The 26,058-nt window shown below is 36.4% G+C and carries 22 protein-coding genes; 13 read left to right on the plus strand and 9 right to left on the minus strand.

Annotated elements, in window-relative coordinates:
• Window positions 1-31 precede the first annotated feature (31 nt).
• Entirely contained in the window at window positions 32-1,405 is a 1,374-nt protein-coding gene (locus tag ACGHIN_RS06250) for an ATP-binding protein (RefSeq protein ID WP_390451836.1), read from the minus strand.
• Window positions 1,406-1,499: 94 nt separating this feature from the next.
• Here ACGHIN_RS06250 and ACGHIN_RS06255 point away from each other — a divergent pair, with 94 nt between their 5' ends.
• From ACGHIN_RS06255 to ACGHIN_RS06265, 3 genes are all read left to right on the plus strand, one after another.
• Complete coding sequence (locus tag ACGHIN_RS06255) at window positions 1,500-2,411, plus strand: ABC transporter ATP-binding protein (protein ID WP_390451838.1); 912 nt, start codon at window positions 1,500-1,502, stop codon at window positions 2,409-2,411.
• Window positions 2,404-3,249, plus strand: a complete 846-nt coding sequence (locus tag ACGHIN_RS06260) for an ABC transporter permease (RefSeq protein ID WP_390451840.1) — start codon at window positions 2,404-2,406, stop codon at window positions 3,247-3,249. Before ACGHIN_RS06255 ends, ACGHIN_RS06260 begins: the two co-directional genes overlap by 8 nt.
• A gap of 318 nt (window positions 3,250-3,567) precedes the next feature.
• Window positions 3,568-4,434 carry a tail fiber domain-containing protein gene (locus ACGHIN_RS06265; protein WP_390451842.1) on the plus strand — a complete coding sequence of 289 codons (867 nt, stop codon included), beginning with the start codon at window positions 3,568-3,570 and terminating at the stop codon, window positions 4,432-4,434.
• 33 nt (window positions 4,435-4,467) lie between these two features.
• Here the strand turns inward: ACGHIN_RS06265 and msrB are convergent, their stop codons facing one another.
• The 4 genes from msrB to ACGHIN_RS06285 all read right to left on the minus strand — a co-directional run bounded on the left by msrB (window position 4,468) and on the right by ACGHIN_RS06285 (window position 6,940).
• Window positions 4,468-5,559, minus strand: a complete 1,092-nt coding sequence (gene msrB, locus ACGHIN_RS06270) for a peptide-methionine (R)-S-oxide reductase MsrB (protein WP_390451844.1) — start codon at window positions 5,557-5,559, stop codon at window positions 4,468-4,470.
• 17 nt (window positions 5,560-5,576) lie between these two features.
• Entirely contained in the window at window positions 5,577-6,026 is a 450-nt protein-coding gene (locus tag ACGHIN_RS06275; RefSeq protein ID WP_390451846.1) for a DUF417 family protein, read from the minus strand.
• A gap of 79 nt (window positions 6,027-6,105) precedes the next feature.
• A complete protein-coding gene (locus ACGHIN_RS06280) occupies window positions 6,106-6,378 on the minus strand; it encodes a hypothetical protein (protein WP_390451848.1) in 273 nt (90 codons plus the stop codon).
• A 10-nt stretch (window positions 6,379-6,388) separates the two neighbouring features.
• The gene (locus ACGHIN_RS06285; RefSeq protein ID WP_390451850.1) at window positions 6,389-6,940 is read right to left on the minus strand and encodes an RNA polymerase sigma factor; all 552 of its coding nucleotides are present in this window, start codon (window positions 6,938-6,940) and stop codon (window positions 6,389-6,391) included.
• Between the two features lie 351 nt (window positions 6,941-7,291).
• Here ACGHIN_RS06285 and alaS point away from each other — a divergent pair, with 351 nt between their 5' ends.
• On the plus strand, window positions 7,292-9,895 hold the full coding sequence (alaS, locus tag ACGHIN_RS06290; RefSeq protein WP_390451889.1) for an alanine--tRNA ligase: 2,604 nt from the start codon (window positions 7,292-7,294) through the stop codon (window positions 9,893-9,895).
• A 29-nt stretch (window positions 9,896-9,924) separates the two neighbouring features.
• On the opposite strand, the gene ACGHIN_RS06295 is transcribed toward alaS, so the two are convergent.
• On the minus strand, window positions 9,925-10,350 hold the full coding sequence (locus ACGHIN_RS06295; protein WP_390451851.1) for a hypothetical protein: 426 nt from the start codon (window positions 10,348-10,350) through the stop codon (window positions 9,925-9,927).
• Between the two features lie 503 nt (window positions 10,351-10,853).
• Between ACGHIN_RS06295 and ACGHIN_RS06300 the strand changes: the two genes are divergently transcribed.
• The 5 genes from ACGHIN_RS06300 to ACGHIN_RS06320 all read left to right on the plus strand — a co-directional run bounded on the left by ACGHIN_RS06300 (window position 10,854) and on the right by ACGHIN_RS06320 (window position 18,573).
• Entirely contained in the window at window positions 10,854-12,329 is a 1,476-nt protein-coding gene (locus tag ACGHIN_RS06300) for an alkaline phosphatase PhoX (RefSeq protein WP_390451853.1), read from the plus strand.
• 66 nt (window positions 12,330-12,395) lie between these two features.
• Entirely contained in the window at window positions 12,396-14,210 is a 1,815-nt protein-coding gene (locus ACGHIN_RS06305) for a cytochrome-c peroxidase (RefSeq protein WP_390451855.1), read from the plus strand.
• Window positions 14,211-14,342: 132 nt separating this feature from the next.
• Entirely contained in the window at window positions 14,343-16,757 is a 2,415-nt protein-coding gene (locus ACGHIN_RS06310; protein WP_390451857.1) for a hypothetical protein, read from the plus strand.
• A 99-nt stretch (window positions 16,758-16,856) separates the two neighbouring features.
• Complete coding sequence (locus ACGHIN_RS06315; RefSeq protein WP_390451859.1) at window positions 16,857-17,093, plus strand: hypothetical protein; 237 nt, start codon at window positions 16,857-16,859, stop codon at window positions 17,091-17,093.
• Between the two features lie 10 nt (window positions 17,094-17,103).
• Complete coding sequence (locus ACGHIN_RS06320; protein WP_390451861.1) at window positions 17,104-18,573, plus strand: M28 family peptidase; 1,470 nt, start codon at window positions 17,104-17,106, stop codon at window positions 18,571-18,573.
• Between the two features lie 266 nt (window positions 18,574-18,839).
• On the opposite strand, the gene folP is transcribed toward ACGHIN_RS06320, so the two are convergent.
• Window positions 18,840-19,685 (minus strand): dihydropteroate synthase, encoded by an 846-nt coding sequence (folP, locus tag ACGHIN_RS06325; RefSeq protein ID WP_390451862.1) that lies wholly within the window; start codon window positions 19,683-19,685, stop codon window positions 18,840-18,842.
• A gap of 147 nt (window positions 19,686-19,832) precedes the next feature.
• Here folP and ACGHIN_RS06330 point away from each other — a divergent pair, with 147 nt between their 5' ends.
• From ACGHIN_RS06330 to tpiA, 4 genes are all read left to right on the plus strand, one after another.
• A complete protein-coding gene (locus ACGHIN_RS06330; protein ID WP_390451863.1) occupies window positions 19,833-20,399 on the plus strand; it encodes a DUF1599 domain-containing protein in 567 nt (188 codons plus the stop codon).
• 1 nt (window position 20,400) lies between these two features.
• A complete protein-coding gene (locus ACGHIN_RS06335; protein ID WP_390451864.1) occupies window positions 20,401-21,504 on the plus strand; it encodes a BT_3928 family protein in 1,104 nt (367 codons plus the stop codon).
• Between the two features lie 68 nt (window positions 21,505-21,572).
• Complete coding sequence (locus ACGHIN_RS06340; protein WP_390451866.1) at window positions 21,573-21,923, plus strand: tellurite resistance TerB family protein; 351 nt, start codon at window positions 21,573-21,575, stop codon at window positions 21,921-21,923.
• Window positions 21,924-22,076: 153 nt separating this feature from the next.
• Window positions 22,077-22,835 carry a triose-phosphate isomerase gene (gene tpiA / locus ACGHIN_RS06345; RefSeq protein WP_390451868.1) on the plus strand — a complete coding sequence of 253 codons (759 nt, stop codon included), beginning with the start codon at window positions 22,077-22,079 and terminating at the stop codon, window positions 22,833-22,835.
• Window positions 22,836-23,299: 464 nt separating this feature from the next.
• On the opposite strand, the gene clpP is transcribed toward tpiA, so the two are convergent.
• Window positions 23,300-23,986, minus strand: a complete 687-nt coding sequence (gene clpP, locus ACGHIN_RS06350) for an ATP-dependent Clp endopeptidase proteolytic subunit ClpP (protein WP_390451870.1) — start codon at window positions 23,984-23,986, stop codon at window positions 23,300-23,302.
• Between the two features lie 52 nt (window positions 23,987-24,038).
• Entirely contained in the window at window positions 24,039-26,015 is a 1,977-nt protein-coding gene (gene dnaG / locus ACGHIN_RS06355; protein ID WP_390451872.1) for a DNA primase, read from the minus strand.
• Window positions 26,016-26,058: the final 43 nt, after the last annotated feature.

Here is a 26,058-nt window from a genome sequence, read left to right on the forward strand (position 1 = left end):
TGAATTATGAGTAATAGGTAATGGGTAATAATTATTGAGAATTATCTTTGTCTTTTTTCTGATCTTCTTCCTCATTATGCTGAAAACCAATGGCCCTTCGTGGGATTTCCACCACTTTATAAGCATCAAGTTCATTTTTCAAAGCGGCAACTCTGTGTTTGAAATCATCATAATTATTCACGATAACATCGTTCAGAAATCTGGCAATCTGATCAAGGTATTCTTCCGTAAGTTTGGCAGCGGCATCTCTCAGGGCTCCATTCAAAAGAGCCTGATCAATTTTTAATTTTTCATTTCTGGTTCGTGCGTATAAATTTTTAATACGCTTTTTCAGGCTTTGGGTAAAATCTATCACCATCGTATTGCTAAAGGCCTTCATTTGTGATGAAATCCCATGCCAGAAAGGTATTTTATCTGCTTTATTATTTTTAAGGATTTTATATAGCAAAGAGTCTTCCTGAAGTTCTTTCGTCATTGCATATAAAATAATTTCAGAACGTTCAGAAGCATTAGGCGGGAAAACAGGAATAATCACATCAAATCTTCCCGGTGCAAGAATTTCCTCATCTATTTCTGATACCGAATTGGCAGAACCGACCATTAAGAGATCTTCCTGCTCAAATTTACCGATATAATGAAGAATGATTTCCTGGGTTTCAAGGTTACAGGACGCCACATCTGTTTCTGCACTTCTTTCCATCATAATTTCATCAAAATCTTCCATAAAAAGAAGCACTTTGTCTTCCTTCATCATGCTGACCAGAAAATCGTTGAAACTGGTTTTAGTCCCGTCAATAAATGATGTTCCCAAATAATGTTTCTTCACCTCCTTGAACTTATACCCGATGATCTCCGCAATTTTATTCGCCCAGAATATCTTACCGCTTCCGGGTGGGCCATATAATATAATCCCGGCCGGCTTATGAATCCCCCAGTCTTTGATCTGCTGTGGATTTAAGAATGGCTCTAATACACCGGAAATATAAAAGAATAAATCTCTGTAACCTATAAAATCTCTTTGTTGAAGGCTTGTCTTATGCCCAAAATAATCATAGACAAATTTATAATTACCGCCTAGCTTATTATCAATCCCATAGCTTGAAATTGATGACCTGAAAAGCCCGTTATCAAAAATATTGGAATGATCCTCTTTGATAGCCTTTTCTATCTTTTCTTTAGGCTGATTGATTGTTTCCGCAATTTGTTCCAGGGTTTTATTTTTATCGAGGTCTTTTTCGTACAGTTTTAAAAAATCTGCATTTTCACGGGCAAATTTTTCAAAATCCTCCTTCACTTCAAAATTGGTACTGATACATCCTCCCAAATCAAGATCAAAATCCTGAATGAATCGTTTTATAGCTTCGGCCGAAATATTTAATTCCTTAGCGAGTTCAATTAACTTCATAATAACCTATTGTTCTATCAAATTTAATATTTTAATCTTAAATAGTGTAACATTTTATCATTTACATAGACTACTACTATGTAAAACAAATTACATGGAAAAAATTTTATCAGTAAAAAATCTGACTAAAAAATTCAAAAGAGTTGCTGTAAACAATATTTCTTTTGATGTCGAAAAGGGGAATGTTTACGGTCTTCTCGGGCCTAACGGAAGTGGAAAATCCACCACATTCGGGATGCTTCTTTCTACTATTAATCCTACCAATGGAGATTGGTTCTGGTTCGGACAAAAAGGAACTACCTCAGAGACTTTGAAAAAAATCGGAGCGATTATTGAGCAGCCTAATTTCTATCCTTATTTAAGTGCTGAAACCAACCTGAAAATCGTTGCGGAAATTAAAGAAGCTCCATATGGGAGAATTGACGAGGTTTTAAAAACCGTTGGGCTTTTTGAACGAAAGAAAGATACCTTCAGAACATTTTCATTAGGAATGAAACAGCGTTTGGCCATTGCATCTGCAATGCTAAATAATCCGGAGGTTCTTATTTTAGATGAACCTACCAACGGATTGGACCCTGAAGGGATCATCCAGATCAGGGAAATCATCAGCAATATTGCAAAGCAAGGGATTACCATCATTATTGCAAGTCACCTGCTGGATGAAATTGAAAAAATTTGCAGCCATGTAATCGTATTGAAAGAGGGAAATTCAATTTACTGCGGAAGAGTGGATGAAATGACTAATAATAAAGGGTATTTTGAATTGAAAGCAGATAACAACCCACAACTTTTGAGTGTACTGGAGGAACTTCAGTGGTTCAAATCCGTGCATTTGGAAGGAGACATCATTAAAGCCCAAATCCGGGATGATGCCTCGATCTCTGCTTCCAGCTTAAATCAGAAACTGGCTGAAAAAGGAATTTTCCTTTCGCATCTGATGAAGAAAAAGCAGTCTCTTGAAACTCAATTCCTTGAACTTGTAAAAAATACGAATACCCATGCTTAAATTATTAAAACTTGAATATTATAAAAATCTGAATTACAGACCATTCAAGATCTTCACCATTCTTTATTTTGCTATTTTAATTGCTTTGCTTTTCATTGGATTGGTAGATCTTAAGGTTTTTGGAAACCGGATTAATTTAAAAGAACAAGGTATATACAACTTCCCGGAAATCTGGAATTTCACTACATGGATCGTTGCATTGTTAAAGATTTTCCTTGGATTGATCATTGTATTCTCTATCTCTCAGGAATTCAGTAACAGGATGTTTAAACAAAATACGATTGACGGATTAAGCAGAAGGGAATTCATTACTTCAAAACTATTAACCATTACGATATTCACTGCTGTTTCTACTATCCTAGTCTTTGCCATTACCATGTTTTTAGGATATAAATATTCTAAGGTAACGGATTCAGCCAAGGTTTTTGAGGAGATGTTCTTCATAGGAAATTACTTCCTGAAACTGTTCACATTCTTCTGCTTTTTAATGTTCCTTTCCGTTTTACTAAGAAAATCGGTGTTTGTTTTTCTTGCATTTTTTGTTTTCTGGATAATTGAGGGCATTTTAATCGGGGTGGAATCATTCACAAGATTACAGGGATTGACACAGCAACAACGAATGGATGCTGCTCAAAATTCGTTCTTTTTTACAAAACTTTTGCCATTAGAAAGCATGTCTAGTTTAATCCCTAATCCTCTGATCAGATTAAATCTTGCAAAAGCGATAGGCTTAAAATATGAATTCACTTATCCCATTGAAAGTCTAATGGCTTGCATTATCTGGTGTATCATTTTTATTTTCGGTTCTTACTGGATATTGAAAAAGAAAGACTGGTAATCTTTCCCGGATTAAATATAATAATCAAGCGATTCATTTTTTGAGTCGCTTTTTTCATGAAAGCCTGATGAAAAAGGGCTTAAGACGCATTGTATTCAGGTTGTGCTTATTTTTGTCTCTTATTTTAAAATATTTATTTCCCACTTTTTAATACCGTTTGTACATTAATAACTAATTATTGAAAATACATTCTACACTATAAATAAATATTTATTCATAATCATCTAAAAAAATTTATTTTTTTAATATTAATTTAAATTAAGGTTAAAAATTTAATTATTTAATTTTGTCACCCTTAAAAAAACAAAAACAAAAAAAATGAAAAAAATTATCGCTCTTTCGGCACTTTTTGCAGTATTATCAACCACAAAAGCGCAAGTAGGTATAAGAACTACAAGTCCTTCTGCTACTTTAGATATTGTCAGTTCAGGCAATACATCCGGTTCAAAATCTTTAGAAGTTAATAATTCTTCAGGTACAGAACTCCTTACCGTACTGGATAATGGGAATGTAGGAATCAACAATAATGCACCTACGGTAAAACTCAGCATAATTGAACCTCAACCCAAAGATGCTTTAGTTATACAATCTCCTGACTTTGGATTTTTTAAAGGGTTGGTCATTCAGGACACGGCAGGGAATAATACTTCCCGGTTTGTTATTACTCCGGGTTATATTGCTAACAACAGTGCTGCTGCTTTAACGGGGGTTCCCACAAATAACGCAAACGGACGTAACAGTGTCACATTTGATGTGGAGGGGTCAACAGCGGATATTTATGCCTTTCAGGAAGGTATTATCAGACCCGGATACAATAATACAACAGATTTAGGAGATGCCGATCATCGTTTCGGAAGACTTTATCTGACCAATTCTCCCAATGTAAGCTCTGATATCCGCCTGAAGGAAAACATTAAAGATCTCAACTATGGCTTGAAAGAGATTTTGGAAATGGACCCTATTGTTTACACCTTAAAAGCCGATGCCGATAAAAAAATTAAATTAGGCTTTAGTGCACAAGAGATGAAAAAAATCATTCCTGAAATCGTTGAAACATCCGAAAATAAAATGCTTGGTATCTCTTACACGGAAATTATCCCGGTACTCGTTAACGCCTTAAAGGAACAACAAATCAAAATTGATGCTTTGGAAAAGAAGATCAATAGCTTAACAGGTAAATATTAAAAATATAAAAGGTCGCTTGAAAGCGACCTTTTCTTATTTTTTCTCCAACAGCGGCAAATATTCTCCGTATCCTTTTTTCTCCATTTCTTCTTTTGGAATAAACTTAAGGGAAGCACTGTTGATACAGTAACGTAAACCTCCTTTTTCTTCCGGACCGTCTGTAAATACGTGTCCCAAATGAGCGTCTCCTGTTTTACTTCTTACCTCAACTCTTGTCATTCCATGAGATCTGTCCATTTTTTCTTCAATTACTTTTTTGGTAATCGGTTTTGAAAAGCTTGGCCAACCACAACCGGATTCAAACTTATCTGTTGAAATAAATAATGGCTCTCCTGTTGTAATATCTACATAGATCCCGTCACGGAATTCTTTATCATATTCATTCGTGTAAGGTCGTTCTGTAGCATTATTCTGGGTAACATCATACTGAATCGGAGTCAGCTTTTCCTTCAACACTTCTTTATCCTGCTTTTGATATTTTGCTTTTGGAAGCGGATTGGCATTTCTCGCCATTTCAAAAAGCCCAGGTTCAATATGGCAGTAACCTCCGGGATTTTTATCAAGATAATCCTGATGATAATCTTCCGCTTTGTAGAAGTTTTTCAAAGGGATAGTTTCTACAACTACTGGCTTGCTGTAATTTTTAGCTAACTTCTGAACTTCACCTTTCACTATAGCTTCATCTGCTTGATCAGTATAGTAAATTCCGGTTCTGTACTGATCTCCTCTGTCGTTTCCCTGCTTATTGATACTTGTAGGATCAATAGTTTTGAAATACAACTCGATCAGGAGCTTTAAATCCACCTGTTCAGGATCATACTTTACTTTCACTGTTTCCGCAAAACCTGTGGTGTGGCTTACAACTTCTTCGTAAGTAGGATTTTCAGTATTTCCATTGGCATATCCAACTTCTGTCCCTACTACCCCACGAATCTGTTGAAAAAAGTGCTCTGTTCCCCAAAAACATCCGCCTGCAAAATAGATTTCTCTTACATTTTTACTGTCCATAATGGTCTCATTTTCTTTTTTAGTTTCTGCTGATTTTGATTTCAATGAATCTTTACAACTCGTTGCAAAGACTGCAATACCCAGAACGACTCCGAGCAATATCAATATATTTTTCATTTTTTTCTTTTTATCCATTATTGTTTCTTTTGAAATATCATCAATCCAAATCCTAAAAGCATCAGATCTTTCAGGATAAAAAAGTCTGTCACCGGAATTCCGTCCACCATTTTCCAGACACCGGGAGTTGTCAATAAATAACTTAATGTGATCAGAAAAGTAATGATCATCCCTATTCCTGCATATCTTCTTAGAAATGCAAATTTCACACTAAATATCAATAGTAATGCAATGATAATTTCTATAACTCCGATAGTATTTGACACTGTCTGAACACTCATCACATCATATACAAAAGAGGTAAGAAAATGGTTTTCAACTAATGGCCTTATCGCTGCAGCTTCTGTAGGAGTGAATTTAAAAACACCTATCCAAAGCAAAATAAGGGATGCTCCAAAAAGCGAAATGTAATATCCGAGTTTATAAGCCGGGGGTTGTTGGTTAATTTCTGTAGTAGTTCCGTTCATAAGTTTAAGATTTTGAATGAATACTTTATTATTTTCAAAAGTATAGTCGGAACCATTTCAAAATCCTGACATTTTTTTCTTAAGAATCTAAATTTTCAAGCATTTTATTTTTAAAATTCTGAATATCAGAATCATTAATTTCACTTTCTGCTCTTTGAGAAAGCTTTCTCTTCAGAATATCATCTAAAATTTCGAGTTTTTGTTGATAGGCCCTGCACCATTTGCAAATCTTCAAATGGAGAGAAAGCTCCCAGTTCTCTTTAGAAGAAATGGTTTCTGCATTGCGCTTTTCCATCAGTAAAGTAGCTTCACTGCATGGTAAGAAAATAGTATGTATTAGTTTTTTTAACATTTTTCAATCCTTATGATTTTGCAAACCAGTTCAAATCCAGGCATTCTCTCAGCTGCATTCTCCCTCTTTGCAGAATCTTCCATAGATTAGTCGTGGAAATATTCAATTCCTGACTCACTTCCGGTGCTTTTTTTTCCTGAAGATAATTCATTTTCAACGGAATCTTCCATCTGGAGGGCAAATCTTCTATGCAATCCTCTAATGTTTTATTAAAATCTTTATCATCGAGAAGTTCAGTTTCTTTGTGAGAAGAATCCCAATTATTGAGGACATCATCATTTCTCCACGAACCCGTTTCATCAAAAAAATGATCCAGCTGTATCTGAGGCTCGGATTTATATTTTTTACGATAAAAATCGGCCACTTTTCTGTTCAAAATAGTCATCAGCCAGGTTAACGGCTGACTTTTCCCTTCAAAAGAATCATAGGCTGAAAAAGCGGACAGAAAAACTTCCTGAACAATATCCTGTGCTTCATCCTTATCCGAAAGCAGATAAACCGCTCTCTTCAAAAGAGACCCGGAATACTGCTCTACCCAGTTTTTCAGTACTTCGTTTTTCATTAATCTTATTTAGAAGATAAAACGCTTTTATAATTTTTTTTTAACACCATCAACTGCATAATCAGCGAAATCAGCGAGATTCAAAAATATTAAAAACCAATTGAATACTAAACATCAAATAACAATTTTGTCATTTCGCAGTAATCTAAACATTCTTTAACTGTTGAGATTCTTCATGCCACTTTGTTTCGTTCAGAATGACAAATGCTTATTTTGAAACCAGAACCATTATTTTCAAAATTTCTTACAAAAAATTATGCCTTCAATATCTTAAAGTAGATATGAATCAGCTAAAAACCTTAAATTTGCATCTTATCAAAAAATTGTAAAAGCAAAGCAATATATATCATGATGACATCACAAGAGATACGTCAAAAATTTTTAGATTATTTTAAAAGCAAAGATCACCTTATTGTTCCTTCAGCGCCTATTGTGCTGAAAGACGACCCTACTCTCATGTTTTCCAATTCCGGAATGACTCAATTCAAGGATTTTTTCCTGGGTTACAAAGAACCTACAGCTCCCAGAATTGCTGATACACAAAAATGTCTGAGGGTTTCAGGGAAACATAATGATTTGGATGATGTGGGTAGAGATACCTATCACCACACCATGTTCGAAATGTTGGGAAACTGGTCTTTTGGTGATTATTTTAAAAAAGATGCTATTGCTTTTGCCTGGGAACTTTTAACAGGAGTTTACGGAATTCCTAAAGAGAACCTGTATGTAACCATTTTTGAAGGAGACGCTACCGAAAATCTGGAAAGAGATCAGGATGCCTATGATTTCTGGAAATCTCATATTTCTGAAGACAGAATCATCAACGGAAACAAAAAAGACAATTTCTGGGAAATGGGGGAAAGCGGGCCTTGTGGACCTTGCTCCGAAATTCATGTGGATTTAAGAACTCCTGAAGAAAAAGCAAAAGTTTCCGGATTAGAATTGGTCAATAATGATCATCCGCAAGTTGTAGAGGTTTGGAACCTGGTTTTCATGGAATTCAACAGAAAAGCTGACGGAAGCCTTGAAAAACTACCAAAGCAGCATGTAGATACCGGAATGGGATTTGAGCGTCTTTGTATGGCGTTACAGGGGAAATCATCCAACTATGATACAGATGTTTTCACTCCATTGATTGCTAAAGTGGAAGAACTTTCCGGAAAGAAATACACAGGAGTTTTAGAAGACGAAAAAGATATTGCGATCCGTGTAGTGGTAGACCACATCAGAGCGGTTTCTTTTGCCATTGCAGACGGACAATTACCTTCCAACGGAGGAGCAGGGTATGTAATCAGAAGAATATTAAGAAGAGCCATTTCTTACTCTTACAGATTCTTAGGAATGAAAGAACCTTTCCTTTTCGAATTGGTTTCTGTTCTTAAAAATCAAATGGGTACATTCTTCCCGGAACTGGAAAAACAGGGGCAACTAGTAACTGAAGTGATCAGGAGTGAAGAAGAATCTTTCTTAAAAACCATTGAAAACGGATTGATCCGGGTTGAAAAATTAATTCAGCAAACTATAGCGGATAACCTAAAAGTATTACCTAGTGAAGAGGTATTCGAATTATATGATACTTATGGTTTTCCAGACGATTTAACGAGAATCATTGCTGAGGAAAAAGGATTAACCATTGACGAAAAAGGCTTTGAAGCCGAAATGGAAAAGCAAAAGCAGCGTTCCAAAAAAGATTCCGCTTCTAAGGTTTACGACTGGGTAGTACTGGAAGAAAAACCTGAAACTTTTGTAGGGTATGATCAGATTGAAGCTGAAACCTATATTACAAGATACAGAAAAGTAGAAAATAAAGACGGGGAATTTTATCAGGTGGTATTAAGCAACTCTCCTTTCTATCCGGAAGGAGGTGGACAAATAGGAGATAAAGGTATCCTTGAAAATGCTGCGGAAAGTTTTGAAGTTTTAGATACAAAAAAAGAAAACGGATTGATCATTTCTTTAATGAATGGTCTTCCGAAAGATGCAGGAGCAGTTTTCTATGCTAAAGTAAATGCTACAGACAGAAAGAATACACAGTCTAATCACTCTGCAACCCACCTTTTACATGAAGCGTTAAGAGAGGTTTTAGGAACTCACGTAGAGCAAAAAGGTTCTTATGTAGGTCCGGATTACCTTCGTTTCGACTTCTCTCATTTCAACAAAATGACTGAAGAAGAATTGGCTCTGGTAGAAGAAAAAGTAAATAGAAAGATCAAAGAAAGCATTGCTTTACAGGAATTCAGAAACATTCCGATTCAGGAAGCTTTGGATAAAGGAGCAATGGCTTTATTCGGTGAAAAATACGGTGACAATGTAAGAATGATCCAGTTTGGTAGTTCAAGAGAACTTTGTGGAGGAACTCACGTGAAAAACACCAGCGAAATCGGACATTTCAAAATCTCATCCGAAAGCTCAACCGCTGCAGGAATCCGAAGAATTGAAGCTATCTCCGGGGATAAATCTGATGAATACTTCAACAATCTTGAAAAACAGGTTTCTGAAATCGCTCAATTACTGAAGTCCAAAGATGTGGTAAAATCTATTGAGAAATTAATGGATGAAAACGCTTCTTTAAAAGCTGAAGTGGATGCTTTGAAAAAAGAGAAGGCAAAAGGAGAAATCAGTGACTGGAAAAATGCTTATGAACAGAAAGGTGATAAACAATTATTAGTAAAAAGAACTTCTTTAGATGCAGGTTCTGTAAAAGACATTGTTTTCCAGTTGAAAAAAGAAATCCCGACTTCTGTGACGATCGTTCTTTCTGATGCAGATGGAAAACCAATGATTACCGTAGGTGTTTCCGATGATTTGGCAGCCAAGTATCAGGCGGGCGCCATTGTGAAAGATTTAGCGAAAGAAATCCAAGGCGGTGGCGGAGGAAATCCAGGATTTGCCACAGCAGGCGGAAAAAATCTTGAAGGTTTAGAGAATGCTTATCAAAAAGCTCTCAATATATAACTAAAAAGGAAGTCAATGACTTCCTTTTTTTATTTTTCCTTAACTTCTACTGCATATTTCAATCTATCCAGCTGCATTTGTAATTTTTTGATCTCCCCTTCCATATTAACAATTCTGTAATTGCTTTTCTGCAGTTCTTTGTTGGCAGATTCCGTTTGCCTTAAAAGCTTTGCCGTTTTCCTTGCATCTTTGGCAGTACTACTGGGGTCGGAAGCACTGAATTTATCTGTCTTTTTATCAGATAGATTGTTAAGTCCCTCTGTTTTCCCTAAAATTTTAGCATTATTCTGCTTTTCTTTTTCCAGGTTGATTTGCTTATCCATAAGATCTGTATAAAGCTTTAAAACATCGCGTTGCTGTGTCATAGCGCTTACATCCTGCATCTGTGCTTTTGCACTGAAAGAGAAGAATAATAGAGAAGCACCGAATATTCCGGTGAAGTAATAATTTTTCATCTGTTTTTGTGTTTTTAAAAATCTATCCAAATATATCTATAAAAAGTATACCAATCCTAAATAACCTCAGTTCTGGTTAAGTAAAATATGTTGAAATTGCATAAACGCTATGTACGCTGGAGCTTTCCTATATTTTGTTATAATTTTCGTTCGCAAGGGCGTTTTTACTCAGCAGTGTTTGCGGTAAGTTATAGCTGAGCAGAGTGCCTTAGCGAACGAAAAATAAAGAATAATCAATGATATTGCGGATTTTGCGTTAAAATTAAATACTTGTAATAGCTAAATCTTATCCCGAATTCAGAATAAATAATAAAATTTCCTAAAAAAATAAATAAGATGATTTAGATACTCTCGTTCTGAAGAGGTTTTATTTATAACCATTCTAATTATTGACCTTGTCTTAACAAATCATTACTTAAACTTAAACTATTTGTTTCGTCTCCTTAAAATATAATTCATACTAGACCTGTAGTTTTGCTTTAATCGAAATTCAAAAAGTAATTATGAAAATGAACAAAACTATCGGAGTTCTGTTGTTGGCTGCTTTGGCATTCCAGAGCTGCAATGATGACAATAACGGACAGGAAAACCCCATCAACCAGAATATTAAAATCGAAAATTTTTCAAAAGAACCTGCATTTGTCTACGGAATGCCCGGTTTCGAAAGCCTGAATATCACTACCCTGATTTCAAGTTCGGATGTTCTTCCGGGAACTCCCAATTTCGTATTGGCCGGTCAGCCGGACGGCATGGGAATTATGAAAGATCCTAACTCTGATGGTTATTTAATGATTACCAATCATGAGATTACCCAATCTGTATCAAGAGTGTATTTAGATAAAACGTTCAAGCCTTTCAAAGGGGAATATATCCTGAATGGAATCGGAGGAATGACAAGACTTTGCTCTGCAACCCTTGCTACTCAGGAAACCCACGGGTTCAGTGCATTCCTTACTGCAGGAGAATCCGGAGAAGAAAGCATGGTTCACGCCCTGAATCCATTGGCTCCAACATCACAGGCATCTGATCAGACCAGAGTAAAACCGGCTTTAGGAAAAGCTTCTATGGAAAATGCTGTTCCGCTTCCTAAGGATGTTTCCGGCGGGAAAACCTACATCATAATTGGTGAAGACCAGTCTTATTCTTCTTCTCACCAATCTGCTGGACAGCTGATTATGTATGTCGCTAATGCACAGGGAGACCTTGACAACGGAAAACTTTATGCTTTAAAAAGAACCAATAATAATTATACAGAAACGGATATGGTAAAAGGAAACTCATACGATGTAGAATTCGTAGAAATTCCTAATGCCAAAAATCTAACGGGGGCACAGATCAACCAGCAGAACATTAACAATAATGCGATCCGTTTTTCAAGAGTTGAAGACGTAGATTACAGAAAAGGGGCAGGAAAAGGAAGAGAAGTCTACTTTACCGCAACAGGTGAGTCTTCCGACGGGACGAATCCAAAACCGGGACTTACCATGTGGGGAAGAGTGTACAAACTTGTTCTTAATGAAAGCAACATGCTAACCGGAAAGCTGGAAGTTGTAGCAGAAGGAGATTCAAATCCAGGAAACAACCTGATCAATCCTGATAACTTATGTGTGACAGAAAACTTTGTTTACATTCAGGAAGACGGGGATTCTTATTACGCAGCAGCAGCCCATGATTCTTATATCTGGCAACTGAATATTGCCACAAAGCAATATAAACCATGGCTGAACATGAAGCACAACAGAACGGATGCAGCATGGCAAACAGCGTACAACCAATCCGGAAACCTTCAGAAATTCGGTTCCTGGGAATTCGGGGCCATGGTAGACATTTCCGATATCATTGGTGTTCCGAATACATTTGCGGTAAACATCCACTCTCATACATGGCAGAAAGATCAGTTTAAAAATGCTGATGGTGCGGGAGTGAATACAAATAAAGAAGGGGGACAGATCGTCATTATCAGAAACGTAGAGAAATAAATTTCAATCATTTAATAAAAATATAAAGTATCAGCGGAAAATCTCCGCTGGTACTTTTTCATACCTATGAAAATATTGTCAAAATACCCGGTAATAGTGCTTCTTTTCATTACAGTTGTCCTGTCTTCTGTTTATCAATGCAAAAATGATCAGCACCAACCTGTACATGAGGATCTGGGAAGTGTAAAAAAAGAAATAATTCTAATCAATACTTCTTTTGAAAAACAAACCGGTGAGCTTATGGCTCTTGTTTCCAATAATGCAGATGAAAAAATACTCCGGAAGAAATTTGAAGAGCTTAGAAAAACCTATAAAAGAATGGAATGGGCCGTGGAATATTTTCTGCCACATTCCGCAAGATTCATCAACGGACCTGCTCTTCCGGAAATCGAAATGGATGAACATACGGAACTGGAACCTGAAGGATTGCAGGTATTGGAAGAACTCTTCTACCCTTATACAGCCGAAAATAAAGAAGAAGCGATACGGCTGTTGAAAAAACTGACCAATAAAAGCAATACTATAAAGGTCAACTTTCAAACCATTACCATCAGTAAAGATCAGGTTTTTGACGGATTAAGACAAGAGATATTCAGGATTTCAAGCTTGGGAATTTCGGGCTTTGACACTCCTGTTTCGGGAACTTTCCTGAAAGAAATGCCTTATTCACTGGAAGGAATCAGACAGACTTTGCATCAGATTTCTACGGATCAGTCGAAAGGTAAAGCTTTAAAGAATATTGATACAGCCATTAATTCAGCTATTGCAGTATTAAAAAAGCATACAGATAAAAATTCTTTTGACTATGTCAATTTTATTCCTGATCATTTAAACAAAATCTCCTCTCTTATGCTGGAGTTTAAAAAACAAGAAAATATTCCGGACATTGAAATAACCTCAGCATTGAATAAAAATGCAGCCACTTTCTTCTCAAAAAACGCATTCAATTCCAATGCCTTTAGCCCGGGAAAAGAATTTGCATTCTCAGAGGAAAAAGCAGCCTTGGGAAAAAAGCTGTTCAATGACAACATTCTTTCCAACAGTAACAACAGAAGCTGCGCCACCTGCCATATCCCTGAAAAAGCTTTTACAGACGGACTCTCCAAATCAATGTCCCTGGAAAATGCAGAGTTGCAAAGAAATGCACCTTCTTTGAATTATGCCGGTTTTCAGCATGGCCAGTTCTGGGATATGCGGAAGGATGATCTCGAAGGCCAGAGCTCAGATGTAATCTCCAATAAAGAAGAAATGCATGGTGACCTGAATATTATTCTCGGGAAAATCAATAAAGACACTCAATACTCTCCGGAGTTCAAAAGAATTTACAACACTCAACAAGTGGAAACATGGCAACTTCAGAATGTACTGGCCAGCTACATTCGCTCTTTGGCTACCTTCAATTCCAACTTTGACCAATATATGAGTGGAAACCGTTCCGCAATGTCCGAAAGTCAAAAACAGGGATTCAATCTCTTTGTCGGGAAAGCCCAATGTGCGATCTGTCATTTCATTCCCTTATTCAACGGGACTGTTCCACCCAATTTTAAGAAAACGGAACAGGAAGTACTGGGAACAGCTGTGAATGGGGACAATAAGGTTTTTGACCAGGATCTTGGAAGGGGAAAGTTTCATGCAACGGTAGCTTCCTTACAGCATTCATTTAAAACACCTACTCTCAGAAACATCAGTAAAACGGCTCCCTATATGCACAATGGCGGGTACAAAACCCTGAAAGAAGTTATGAATTTTTATAATAAAGGAGGCGGAAAAGGTTTCGGCTTTACAGTAGAAAATCAAACGCTTTCTGATGCTCCTTTACAACTTACCGATGAAGAAATCAACCATATTATTGATTTCATGAAAGCTTTGGATGATCAGTAAAACGGAAGTATTTTTCACATGATTACCGTAAAGATTTTTATCCTCAAAAAAATACATTAAATCAATGTCATAACAAATCATAAAAACTTTCTCAGCACAAGAAATATTATTATTTTTGATGTTGTTTTTCACATGAAAAGGATTTTATTGTTTATATTTTTCTGGGCCTTTGTTTTTGGTTATTCACAATCGAAAATCAAAGTCATTGATGATGTTGACAAAACACCTGTTCCCAATGCAAAGATATTCTGTAACGATAAAATCCTCGGAATTACTGACAGTCAGGGTACCCTGGAATTTCAATCCAAGTGTAAACATATAGAAATACAGGCTCTTAATTATCAAAAAGAGACTGCATTGGTAGAAGCTGTTATGGAAGTTTCTCTTTTGAAAAGCTCTTCCCGTACCACTACCATTGAAGCCGTTATTCTGGAAGATAAAAGTGATCCGAGAGCCTTGGAAATCCTGAAAAAAGTCAATCAGCAATTCAAAGAGAACTCACCGAAAAGCTTAGATTCATATTCTTATAAATCCTACGAAAAGGTTTCTCTTGACATTGATGAAGACAGCATTTCCCAGTTCAATCAGTTTTTTGATGAGAGTGATTTTTTCAAAAAGAAAAGAGAAAAAGATTCATTGAATAACATTTCTGCGAGAAAAATATTTTCAAAGAGCAAATTGTTCCTTTGGGAAAGAGCACAGGAATTTTTATACTCTCAGAAATATGGTGAGAAAGTCAATATCTTAGACAACAGGATTTCGGGGTTAAAGCAGCCCATCTATGAGATGATTGCCCTTCAACAGAGTAACAGGGATAAGCTTCCCAATCAATTAAAGCAAGAAAACAGAGGACTTTACCGTTTTTTCCTGACCGATACCATTGAGCTGGACGGAAGAAAGAATTTTGTGATTCGCTTCCGGGAAGTGAACTATAAAAAACCTGACAAAAAAAGAAAATTCAATGGTGCCATTTATATTGATACTGAAACCTATGGGATAAAAAAAATCGAGAATTTCAGTAAAAATAAAAATGACGGGATCATTACCAGTACCTGGATTTATTACAACAACAAATGGTTCCTTGCCCATGAAAAAGTGAAACTCCGAATGAGCAGAATGGCTATGGAAGAGGATAATAAAGACCATCCTGAAAATAAAACAGAGAAAAAGGATAAAAGAAGCTTCGGAACATATGCCTTTCTGACTTCCAAATATTTTGATTTTAAATCGCCCATTGAAGAAGATTCCAAAGATTTTAAAGGCTACACTTTTTCCGTAAAGAATGCGGATGGAAAAACGTTGGATCTCTACAGAACAGATCCCCTTACAGAAAGAGAAAGAAACACATATACTACGATTGACAGCTTAGGTAAAATTTATAATATTGATAAAAAAGCTAAAGTATTAACAGGCTTAATCAATGGACAGATCAGAGTGGGAATTGTAGATTTTGCAGTAGACGAAATCGTCAATTATAACTTATATGAAGGATTCAGAGTAGGTTTAAAAGCAAAACTGAATGAAACATTCAACCCTTATTTTTCTCCGGATTATTATTTTGCGTATGGCTTCAAGGATGATAAATGGAAATACGGATTGGGCCTCGATATAAAAACAACTTTGGAAAAAAATTCATTTTTCAGGGCAGAATATTATAATGATGTGAACGCTTCCGGAGAATTTTACCGAAGGCTCTGGAATTTCAAAATGAGGATGATGAACTATGGTAACAACCTTAATAATGATAAATATTATCATTTCCGGGGAGCTTCCCTATCCTATCTGAATGACGTCACCAACGGACTTACCCTGGTCTTTGCCGCCAAAAGAAATTTTGAGGAAGCCATGTTCGATTATGGGTTCAGAGGAAGAGGTGCCGCCTTTGAGAACTTCAACACCTTATTTACTTTGAAATTCTCTCCCAATTCAACCAATATTATGACGCCACAGGGAAAATCTATCATTGAGCAGAAGTTTCCTGAGCTTTATTTCAACTATGAACAAAGTTTCAAGGCTTTCGGAGGGGATTTTAATTATACCCGATTTGACGGACTTTTCGTTCATAACTTTAAAACTATGCTCGGAACTACCGGTGTAAGGCTTTACGGTGGATTGGTATTCGGTGAAGCTCCGATCTGGAAACATTTTACCATGAACGGGCTGGCTTCTCCAAGCCGGGACATTAATTTCAACCTTACCTCATATCTTGGGTTCGCCACATTAGAAGGTGGCAAATATTATAATGATAAGTTCATTGCCTACTATTTCACCCATAAGCTTCCCTTCTATTTCAAGAGCTTCGGAAAAAATGTTTCGAGCTTTGATTTTGTTTTGAGAGGAACCATCGGAGATATGAGGCATCCGGAATATCATCAGTTCAAGTTCAGAAAATTAGATCACCTGTACCAGGAAGTCGGTTTGGAATGGAATAATTTCTTATCTTCTTACTTCAATTTAGGATTGTTTTACAGGGTAGGTTATTACACAACCTCCAATTTTAAGCAGAACTTTGCGGTACAGTTCAAATTAAAATTATTAGAATTCTAAAAATATCCTGCTAACATTCCCCTCCTCCGGAGGGGTGGCAAAATTGAAAATTTTGACGGGGTGGTCAAAAAAAGTAATAATATTGAATATCCTATTACCATGAAAAAAATAGAAATAAAAGCAGAACAGTTCTTCGATTTATTAAAACTGAAAGACGTTTCCATGTGGGAAATTTTCTCCCAAATGATCGACGGGGAAGAAAAAGAGATCATTTTCATTAATAATGAAGACACCATTCTTTTCAACTATATTTTACCGGATAACCGGGAAAAACTGGAGGAAGACAGAAAGGAATTTTCAAAACAGTTTTCTGAAAAACTGGCCAACATGAATTAATTAAAATGCTATGAAAAAAAATTATTATCTCTCATTATTAGGACTGTTTCTATTTTGTTTAGGAAATGCGCAAGCCTATAAAAAACCTTTGGTTTCCGCCATTAAAGAGTCCGATCTTAAAAAAGATATGTACGAATTGGCTGCAGATCAGTTCTGGGGGCGTGAAGCCGGAACACTGGATGAGCTCAAAGTGTCTATGTGGCTGGCCGACAAAGCTAAAGAAGCAGGAATGACACCTGCCGGAGACAATGGAACATTCTTCCAGTTCTTTGATATGTACAGACATCAGGTAATTCCTCAAAGCACTTTAAAAATTGGAGAAAACAGCCTGAAACTATGGAAAGACTTTCTGGTTGCGGAACCTGTAAATGCCCATCTGGATTCAGAAATTGTTTATGCCGGGAATGCAGAACCTGAAGATTTATCCAAATTAAATCTGAAAGGTAAAGTGTTGGCCATTAATGCGTCTGATAAGAATATCGCCAAGGAAATGACTCTTTTTGTAAGAAGATATCCCGGGTTTGTAAGAACCAAATATTATAACAAAGCCTTTGAATTGGGTGCAACAGCCATCATTTTCATCACCGATGACACTTCGGAAAAAAGTTGGGTAGAAGTGGTTCCGCAAATGACAAGAGGAACTTACGGAGTAGAAGGATTAAGAGAAACCGTTTCCAACGCTATTCCTGTTCTCTGGATTAAAAGAAAGAATGCAACCTGGGTAAAAAACAATCCTAAGATTTCTTTACAACTCATTACAGAAACCTACAAATATCCTTCTGTAAACATTATCGGGAAAATTGAAGGCACGGATCCGAAACTGAAGAACGAATATGTTTTACTCAGCGGACATCAGGATCATGACGGAATAAGACATCCCGTGAAAAACGACACCATCTATAACGGAGCCGATGATAATGCGAGTACCTGTGTTGCGATGTTGGCTATGGCAAGAGCTTATACAAAACAGCCGGGAAAGAGAAGCATTCTTTTTGTATTCCACGGAGCTGAAGAAAGAGGATTGCTGGGCTCCAGATGGCATGCTTCCCATCCCGTAGTTCCGAAAGAAAATATCATAGCGGTTCTGAATGGAGATATGATCGGAAGAAACAGCCTCGATGAAGCCGCATTATTAGGAGGAAATGCTCCTCATAAAAATTCTGAGGAACTGGTAAAAATGGCGGAAGAAGCCAATAATGAGAGTACCCGATTCAAATATCTCAAAGATTGGGATGCTCCCAACCATGCGGAATATTTTTATTTCAGGAGTGACCATTTGCCTTACGCCAAAGCCGGAATTCCCGCCATATTTTTCACAAGCGTCCTGCATGACCAATATCACACCCCACAGGATGAATCTGAAAATATTAGCTATAAAAAACTTTATAAAATGACGGAGTGGATGTACAGAACATCCTGGAAAGTAGCCAATGAAACAGAGCGCCCGAAAGTGATCCCGAATTTTACCTTGGAAAGATAAAGTTTTAAGGTTAAGATTGAGGTTAAGATTGAGGTCAAGATCGAGGCTAAGTTGAGAATTAAAAACAAAAAAAGCTGAATTCTTACTCAGCTTTTTTTGTTTTCACACGTTGTCATTCTGTAGGAATCTATATTTTTAATGAGATGCTTCGACTTCGCTCAGTATAACATTGAGAACAATAATTGATCAATGATAATATTGTTCATTTAAAATCTTTAATTTATAATTTCTCGCTGTTATGCTGAGCGAAGTCGAAGCATCTCTTTTTATTTCAAAAATAATTCAATCGTTTTCTTTGCAGCCGCCACATCATGTACCCGTAAAATTTTCGCACCCTGCTGTAAAACCTTCAGATGTAATTTTTGAGTTTCCTCATTAATGTCCAAAGGCGATTTTCCAAGCGGCTTATAAATAAATGACTTCCTTGAGATCCCGATAAGCAAAGGAAATCTTTCAAAACCCAGATATTCCACCTCATCTATCATTTTCATCTGATCTTCCACTGTCTTACCAAATCCAAAACCCGGATCAAGAATAATATCTTTCACTCCCTTTTGTAACAAAACATTTGTTTTTTCAGAAAAATACCGGTTAATTTCTAAGATTATATCTTCATATTTGATCTTGTCATGCATCGTCTCATAAGAAGGATTTATGTGCATCAGAATATAAGGTAATTTTGTTTCCGCTACTGTATCAAACATCCTCTCATCATACTGCCCTCCCGAAATATCATTCACTATATCAATTCCTTCATTATACCCGAACCGTACTGTTTCAGCATAAAACGTATCCAAAGAAACCAATGCTGCCGGAAACTCTTTTTTAATCCGTGAAATAACAGTTCCTATTCTTCGTATTTCCTCTTTACAACTTAAGAATTCGGCATTCGGACGTGTAGACTGTGGGCCTATATCAATAATTCCGGCTCCTTCTGAAAGAAGTTTTTCAGCATGTTTCAAAGCATCTTTTTCATTATTAAACTTTCCACCGTCGGAAAAAGAATCCGGGGTAAGATTTAAAATCCCCATAATTTTCGGAGAACTTAAATCTACTAATCTGCCGTTACAATTCAGTGAATGATAGTTGATGGATGATAAATGATTTTGCATTCCACAAAGGTAAATATTACTTGTGAATTGTTGATAGTTGATGATTATTGTTACAATTCAACATTCACCACCCATCATTGATGATTTATCACCTATCATTTATAATTCTGCAACCTATTTTGTATCTTTGGAAGATTAAGAGAATTTATGTTAAAAACTTCAGTACAGTTCCAGCAAATTATCAGTCAGTGTCGTGATCTTTTCAGTAAAAAATTACAGGATTATGGTGCAGCATGGAGGGTTTTAAGACCAAGCTCCATTACGGATCAGATCTATATTAAAGTCAACAGAATACGTACTTTACAGATGACCGATAAAAAAATGGTGGATGAAAGTGAAGAAGACGAGTTTGTTGCCATTATCAACTACTCTATCATCGGTCTTATTCAGCTTGAAAAAGGATATTCCAATGATTTCAACGAAAATAAAGAAGAGATTCTAAGCCTGTATGACCGTTTTGCCAATGAAGCAAAGGCTTTAATGGAAAAGAAAAACCATGATTACGGTGAAGCTTGGAGAGATATGAGGATTTCTTCCATTACAGATCTCATCTATCAGAAAGTTCTCAGAACCAAACAGATTGAAGACAATCAGGGGAAAACTCTTGTTTCAGAAGGTTTGGATGCCAATTATTTTGACATGCTGAATTATGCGGTATTCTGTCTCATCAAATTCTCCGAAAAAGAAAACAACTTCAAACCCAAAACTATTTAATATGATCAAAGGTATATTACGTTTCATTATTGCCGTTATTTTCATTCTGTCCGGCTTTGTAAAGGCAGTCGATCTTGTTGGTTTTTCCTTTAAAATGGAAGAATACTTCTCTCCTGCCGTGTTCAATATGCCTTTTTTAGAAAAATTCGCTTTATTGTTTTCGATTGTGGTAGTGGTACTGGAGCTTCTTCTTGGCTTTATGCTTTTATTGAAGATCAAGCTTAAGTTCACCCTTTCGGCATTAATTGCCCTTTGTATTTTCTTCGGATTTCTTACTTTCTATTCTGCTTATTATAATGTAGTAACAGATTGCGGATGTTTCGGGGATGCCATTAAATTTACGCCTTGGCAAAGCTTCATTAAAGATATTGTTCTTTTGATCGGACTTATTCTCCTATTCTTATTGTACAAAAAAGACTTTACCAAAAAAGATGAATATACCCAAAAAGAATCTTCAGATAAACCTAAATATATTGTATTAGGACTGTTTTCTCTTGCCATGATCTACATAATGTCTCAGGGAATTTTACATGAGCCGATCATCGATTTCCGTGATTATAAAATCGGAACCAATCTGGCTGCCGAAAAAGAAAAAATTGCTAAAAACCCTTCTGAATATAAAACTTTTTATTCCCTTAAAAATCAGAAAACAGGAGAAGTGATCAAAGTGAATCAGGATGATTACATTAAAGAAACAAAATACTGGGAAGAAGGTTCACCATGGAAAATTGAGGAAGGAAAAAATGAATCCAAACTGGTAAAAGAAGGTTATAAATCCGAGATCGTAAAATTTAAGATCGAAGATCCTACAGGAATTGACGTTACGGAAGAAGTGATCAAAGCCCCAAAAGCTATTGTGGTATTTTCTTACCATCCTAAAGATGTTTCTGCAGAATTGTTACAAAAAATAGAGGCTAAAGTAAATGCTCAGAAAGGTGCAGCTATCTATGGGGTTTCTACGGATCCAAATACATTCAAAACCATTAAAAATACGATGATGGACGGAACAGCCATTAAAACCATTGCAAGAAGCAATCCTTTTGTCTTAACCCTTCAAAATGGAAAAATTATAGACAAGCAGCCTGCAAAAGATTATATTAAATAAAGTGAATGGTGAATAGCAAATTTAAACAAACATCTCAACTATCAAAATTAAACACTATATATCAAGAAATGCAAAAATCTAATAAATCCATTGCCGGATACCACTTATTAATGATTCTTTCATCTGTAGACGGGGAATTTGCTCCGGAAGAAGGAATGCTGATTCAACAATATTTAGCTGATGAGTTTCCCTTCAGAATGAACCTTGACAATGAGCTGGAAACCCTTGCATTGCTTCGTCCTGAAGAGTGGAAAGATCATTTTGAATTCCACGCACGCTGTTTCCATGATGATTCTACAGAAGAGGAACGTAAAAAATTCGTACAGTTTGCCAAATCATTGATCAAAGCAGATCATAAAGTAACCGATGAAGAGCATACTTTCTACAAGCTCTTAAAAAATCTGTGGCACCAGGAATAATCACCATTTCAGGTACAGTATTACTAAAAACGGATATGGATTATGGCCACGGCAAATCTTCAGGAAGATTTATTACCTGAAAGATGTTGCTTTGACTAATGCATTCATGTTTAAATTAGAAGGAATTAATCAATAAATTTAGATAAAAAGACTATGAGAAGAAAAATAGTTGCAGGAAACTGGAAAATGAACAAAAGCGTAATTGATGCACAACAATTGATGATTCAATTACTAAGCTATAAAAACAACAATGCAACCAACTGTGAAGTCTGGATCGCACCGCCTTCTTTATACTTAATGATGGCCAAAGATATTTTCGAAAAAGATGAGATCGGAGTTTTCTCTCAGGATATGAGTGAGCATGAAAGCGGAGCATATACAGGAGAAATTTCAGCGGATATGTTGGAATCTATAGATGTCAACGGATCATTGATCGGCCACTCTGAAAGAAGACAATATCATGGTGAAACTGATTCTCACTGCAACAGAAAAATCAAATTGGCTCTTGATAAAGGTTTAATTCCTGTTTATTGTAATGGAGAAACGCTGGAACAGAGAAAAGCAGGGCAGCATTTTGAAGTGGTGAAAAACCAGACTGAAGTCGCTTTGTTTACCCTTTCTGCAGAAGAGATCAAAAAAGTAGTGATTGCCTACGAACCGGTTTGGGCAATTGGAACAGGAGAAACAGCAACTCCGGAACAAGCTCAGGAAATCCATGCTCATATCAGAAGCATTATTGCCGCCAAATACGGACAGGAAGTTGCTGATGAAGTATCCATTCTTTACGGAGGCTCCGTAAAACCGGATAATGCAAAAGAAATTTTCTCCCAACCGGATATTGATGGTGGTTTAATTGGAGGGGCAGCTTTGAAATTAGAGGATTTCTCTAAGATTATTGAAGCTTTTAATTAAAAACTCTATAGAACATTATGTGAATAAATTATGAGAAGATTGATTATTTTATTTTTTGGAATTCTTTTGTTTGACATAATTTATATCATTTTATACGATGGATTTTTAATAGATATTGAAAATGAATATTTGAAATATCCTTTTATTTTATTAAAATTTTTGATAAGTAGTCCTGCAATATTCTTTAATCAGCTATTGCCTTTTATGCTCCAATTCCAATGTATCAATCATTATTAATATTTATTGGAAACATATTAATACAGGCTTTCTTGATCTACATAATTTTCTTTAAAAAGAAAAAACTTAATAATAAAAGTATATAAACCAGATTCGGCGGCATCTTCGATGCCGCCGAATCTATTTTATAAAAAATTAAAAGCAGATAAAAATTCAACCGTCAAAAAGCTCATCAAACAATAAAAAATGCGCCGACAGGCGCATTTTTTATGACTACTCTACTAAAATTATTTTTTATCGGTAGATCTCTGTAAAACTTCATCTACCATTCCATATCCTTTCGCTTCTTCCGAAGTCATCCAGTAATCTCTGTCAGATGCTTTTTCAACCCATTCATAATCCTGACCAGAATGCTGGGCAATAATGTCATAAAGTTCTTTTTTAAGCTTCAACATCTCTCTCAGGTTGATCTCCATATCGGAAGCAACCCCCTGAGCTCCCCCTGAAGGCTGGTGAATCATCACTCTTGAGTGTTTAAGAGCTGAACGTTTTCCTTTTTCTCCGGCAACTAATAATACAGCCCCCATTGAAGCAGCCATACCTGTACAGATTGTTGCTACATCCGGTTTAATGATCTGCATCGTGTCATAAATTCCTAACCCTGCATATACACTACCGCCCGGAGAGTTGATATAAATCTGAATGTCTTTTGAAGGATCTGCACTTTCCAGGAATAAAAGCTGCGCCGTTACGATGTTGGCAACCTGGTCATCAATTCCTGTTCCCAGGAAAATGATTCTGTCCATCATCAAACGCGAGAAAACGTCCATTTGGGCAACGTTTAATCTTCTTTCTTCCATAATGTACGGAGTCAGATTGGTAGGGCCATACATTCCCATATACTGATCGGTAACCAGACCGTTGTTTCCTAAATGCTTCACAGAGAAATCTCTGAATTCTTTTTTAATGTCCATATTTCTGTGTATTATTTTAAATATTCTGAAATGTAAATTACAACTTTTATTCCTAAAATTTAATAGGACTTTTTGTCACAGGAGACCAGCCTAATTTTTCGGTAATCTTTCTTGAAAGCTCGTTCAGCATCATGATTTTTTTGATGGAATCAAAATATTTTTCAGGATCTGTGTCACGATAATTTTCAAATTCGGAGGTAAGCTGTTTGATCATGTAATGAATGTAATAATATTTATGAATCAAAATATCATTGGTCACTTCCAGGTCCACATGGTCACCGATGGATGGCGGAAATATATTTCTTGTCGTCCAGTCACTCAGTTCATCAGGAATCAGCAATGCATCTGCCACTTTAGACGTAATATCTTCATCCATTAAGGTAAGGAAGAAATTGCCGGCTCGCAGTTCATCATGTTCAATACCTTCCTGAATATTCTGAATGATTTTTTTGTTGGTTTCTATCTGAAATTCATATTGTTCTTCTTCAAAATGATGCAGGATTTCTTCAATGACCGTTACTTCGTATTTTTCCTGGTTCTCATTTTTTCTCTGTAAAACCATATCCCCGAACATCAGCATCAGGTCAATCAACCTGTTCTCCTGATGAAGGATATTAAATTGAACGGAATCTATTTCCATTTCAGGTTTCGGAACAATTTCCAGTTTTGGAGCTTTGTTTTCTTTCTGCTGCTGAGCGGTGTGATTCTGATTTTGAGTCATCTGCTTCTGAACATCAAGTTCATTGAACAAACTCTGTTCAGACAATCCGAATTTATTGGAAACCTCCTTCAGGTAAACCTCTCTTTTCAGGGCATTTTGTACAAAAGCAACCGATTTTACGATATTTCGGATCGCTTCTGCTTTCTTTATAGGATCATTTCCAGCCTCTTTTAAAAGAATTTCCGCTTTGAAGTCAATGAAATCCATCGCTTCATTTTCAATGAAATGCTCTACATACTCCTGCGGATGTTTTCTGGCAAAAGAATCAGGATCATCACCTTCCGGGAAAAGCAGGACACGGATGTTCATTCCTTCTGTCAAAAGCATGTCAATACTTCTGAAACTGGCTTTAATTCCTGCATTATCCCCATCAAAAAGAATGGTTACATTTTCCGTAAGCCTTTTGATAAGCTTGATTTGTTCCGTTGTCAGAGAAGTTCCCGAACTCGCCACCACATTCTCAATTCCTGACATATGAAGGGAGATCACATCCATATACCCCTCCACCAAAAGGCAGACATTCTTTCTGGAAATGGCCTGTTTACTTTGATTCAAGCCATACAGGACATTGGATTTATGATAAATCTCAGTTTCCGGAGAGTTGAGATATTTAGCGGTTTTGACATTATTTTTAAGGATTCTGGCTCCAAATCCTAATACCCTTCCTGAAAAACTGTGGATTGGAAAAATTACCCTTTCACGAAAACGGTCTACCCCTTTCGGAGTGTTCTCAGGGAAAATAGAGAGTCCCGATTTTTCCAGGATGTCTTTATCATATCCTTTTTCCAGCGCATATTCTGTAAATGCATTTTTCTTCTCCGGCGAATATCCAAGTTGAAATTTCTTTATCGTTTCATCCTTAAGTTCACGCTCTTTAAAATAGGCAAGACCTATGCTTTTTCCTTCTTCAGAATCCCACAGGGTTTCCTGAAAATAATTGTTGGCAACTTCATGAATTTTGTATAGCAGATCTCTTTCCGTTTGAGCACTTTTGGCTTCTTCGGAAAACTCGCGCTGATCTTCTTCAATTTCAATTCCGTATTTCTTCGCAGCATGACGAAGGGCTTCCGGATAAGTGAAATTTTCAATTTCCATTAAGAAAGAAATGGCAGTCCCTCCTTTTCCTGTTGAGAAATCCTTCCAGATCTGCTTACTTGCAGACACCACAAAGCTCGGTGTTTTTTCATCATGAAAAGGGCTCAGCCCTTTGAAATTAGACCCGGCTCTTTTCAACTGAACATACTCTCCCACTATTTCTTCTACCCTGATTGTTGAGAAAATTTTATCTATGGTCTGTTTGGAAATCATAGTGTAAAAATAAGTAATTTTCAAATTTACACGACAATTATAT

This window comes from Chryseobacterium barbadense (genome assembly GCF_042849955.1).
Taxonomy (GTDB): Bacteria; Bacteroidota; Bacteroidia; order Flavobacteriales; family Weeksellaceae; genus Chryseobacterium.

Excerpts from the sequence above, each read along its gene's own strand:
- ACGHIN_RS06250 (WP_390451836.1), bottom strand. The coding sequence starts at position 1,405 with ATGAAGTTAATTGAACTCGCTAAGGAATTAAATATTTCGGCCGAAGCT.
- ACGHIN_RS06255 (WP_390451838.1), top strand. The coding sequence starts at position 1,500 with ATGGAAAAAATTTTATCAGTAAAAAATCTGACTAAAAAATTCAAAAGA.
- ACGHIN_RS06260 (WP_390451840.1), top strand. The coding sequence starts at position 2,404 with ATGCTTAAATTATTAAAACTTGAATATTATAAAAATCTGAATTACAGA.
- ACGHIN_RS06265 (WP_390451842.1), top strand. The coding sequence starts at position 3,568 with ATGAAAAAAATTATCGCTCTTTCGGCACTTTTTGCAGTATTATCAACC.
- msrB (WP_390451844.1), bottom strand. The coding sequence starts at position 5,559 with ATGAAAAATATATTGATATTGCTCGGAGTCGTTCTGGGTATTGCAGTC.
- ACGHIN_RS06275 (WP_390451846.1), bottom strand. The coding sequence starts at position 6,026 with ATGAACGGAACTACTACAGAAATTAACCAACAACCCCCGGCTTATAAA.
- ACGHIN_RS06280 (WP_390451848.1), bottom strand. The coding sequence starts at position 6,378 with ATGTTAAAAAAACTAATACATACTATTTTCTTACCATGCAGTGAAGCT.
- ACGHIN_RS06285 (WP_390451850.1), bottom strand. The coding sequence starts at position 6,940 with ATGAAAAACGAAGTACTGAAAAACTGGGTAGAGCAGTATTCCGGGTCT.
- alaS (WP_390451889.1), top strand. The coding sequence starts at position 7,292 with ATGACATCACAAGAGATACGTCAAAAATTTTTAGATTATTTTAAAAGC.
- ACGHIN_RS06295 (WP_390451851.1), bottom strand. The coding sequence starts at position 10,350 with ATGAAAAATTATTACTTCACCGGAATATTCGGTGCTTCTCTATTATTC.
- ACGHIN_RS06300 (WP_390451853.1), top strand. The coding sequence starts at position 10,854 with ATGAAAATGAACAAAACTATCGGAGTTCTGTTGTTGGCTGCTTTGGCA.
- ACGHIN_RS06305 (WP_390451855.1), top strand. The coding sequence starts at position 12,396 with ATGAAAATATTGTCAAAATACCCGGTAATAGTGCTTCTTTTCATTACA.
- ACGHIN_RS06310 (WP_390451857.1), top strand. The coding sequence starts at position 14,343 with ATGAAAAGGATTTTATTGTTTATATTTTTCTGGGCCTTTGTTTTTGGT.
- ACGHIN_RS06315 (WP_390451859.1), top strand. The coding sequence starts at position 16,857 with ATGAAAAAAATAGAAATAAAAGCAGAACAGTTCTTCGATTTATTAAAA.
- ACGHIN_RS06320 (WP_390451861.1), top strand. The coding sequence starts at position 17,104 with ATGAAAAAAAATTATTATCTCTCATTATTAGGACTGTTTCTATTTTGT.
- folP (WP_390451862.1), bottom strand. The coding sequence starts at position 19,685 with ATGCAAAATCATTTATCATCCATCAACTATCATTCACTGAATTGTAAC.
- ACGHIN_RS06330 (WP_390451863.1), top strand. The coding sequence starts at position 19,833 with ATGTTAAAAACTTCAGTACAGTTCCAGCAAATTATCAGTCAGTGTCGT.
- ACGHIN_RS06335 (WP_390451864.1), top strand. The coding sequence starts at position 20,401 with ATGATCAAAGGTATATTACGTTTCATTATTGCCGTTATTTTCATTCTG.
- ACGHIN_RS06340 (WP_390451866.1), top strand. The coding sequence starts at position 21,573 with ATGCAAAAATCTAATAAATCCATTGCCGGATACCACTTATTAATGATT.
- tpiA (WP_390451868.1), top strand. The coding sequence starts at position 22,077 with ATGAGAAGAAAAATAGTTGCAGGAAACTGGAAAATGAACAAAAGCGTA.
- clpP (WP_390451870.1), bottom strand. The coding sequence starts at position 23,986 with ATGGACATTAAAAAAGAATTCAGAGATTTCTCTGTGAAGCATTTAGGA.
- dnaG (WP_390451872.1), bottom strand. The coding sequence starts at position 26,015 with ATGATTTCCAAACAGACCATAGATAAAATTTTCTCAACAATCAGGGTA.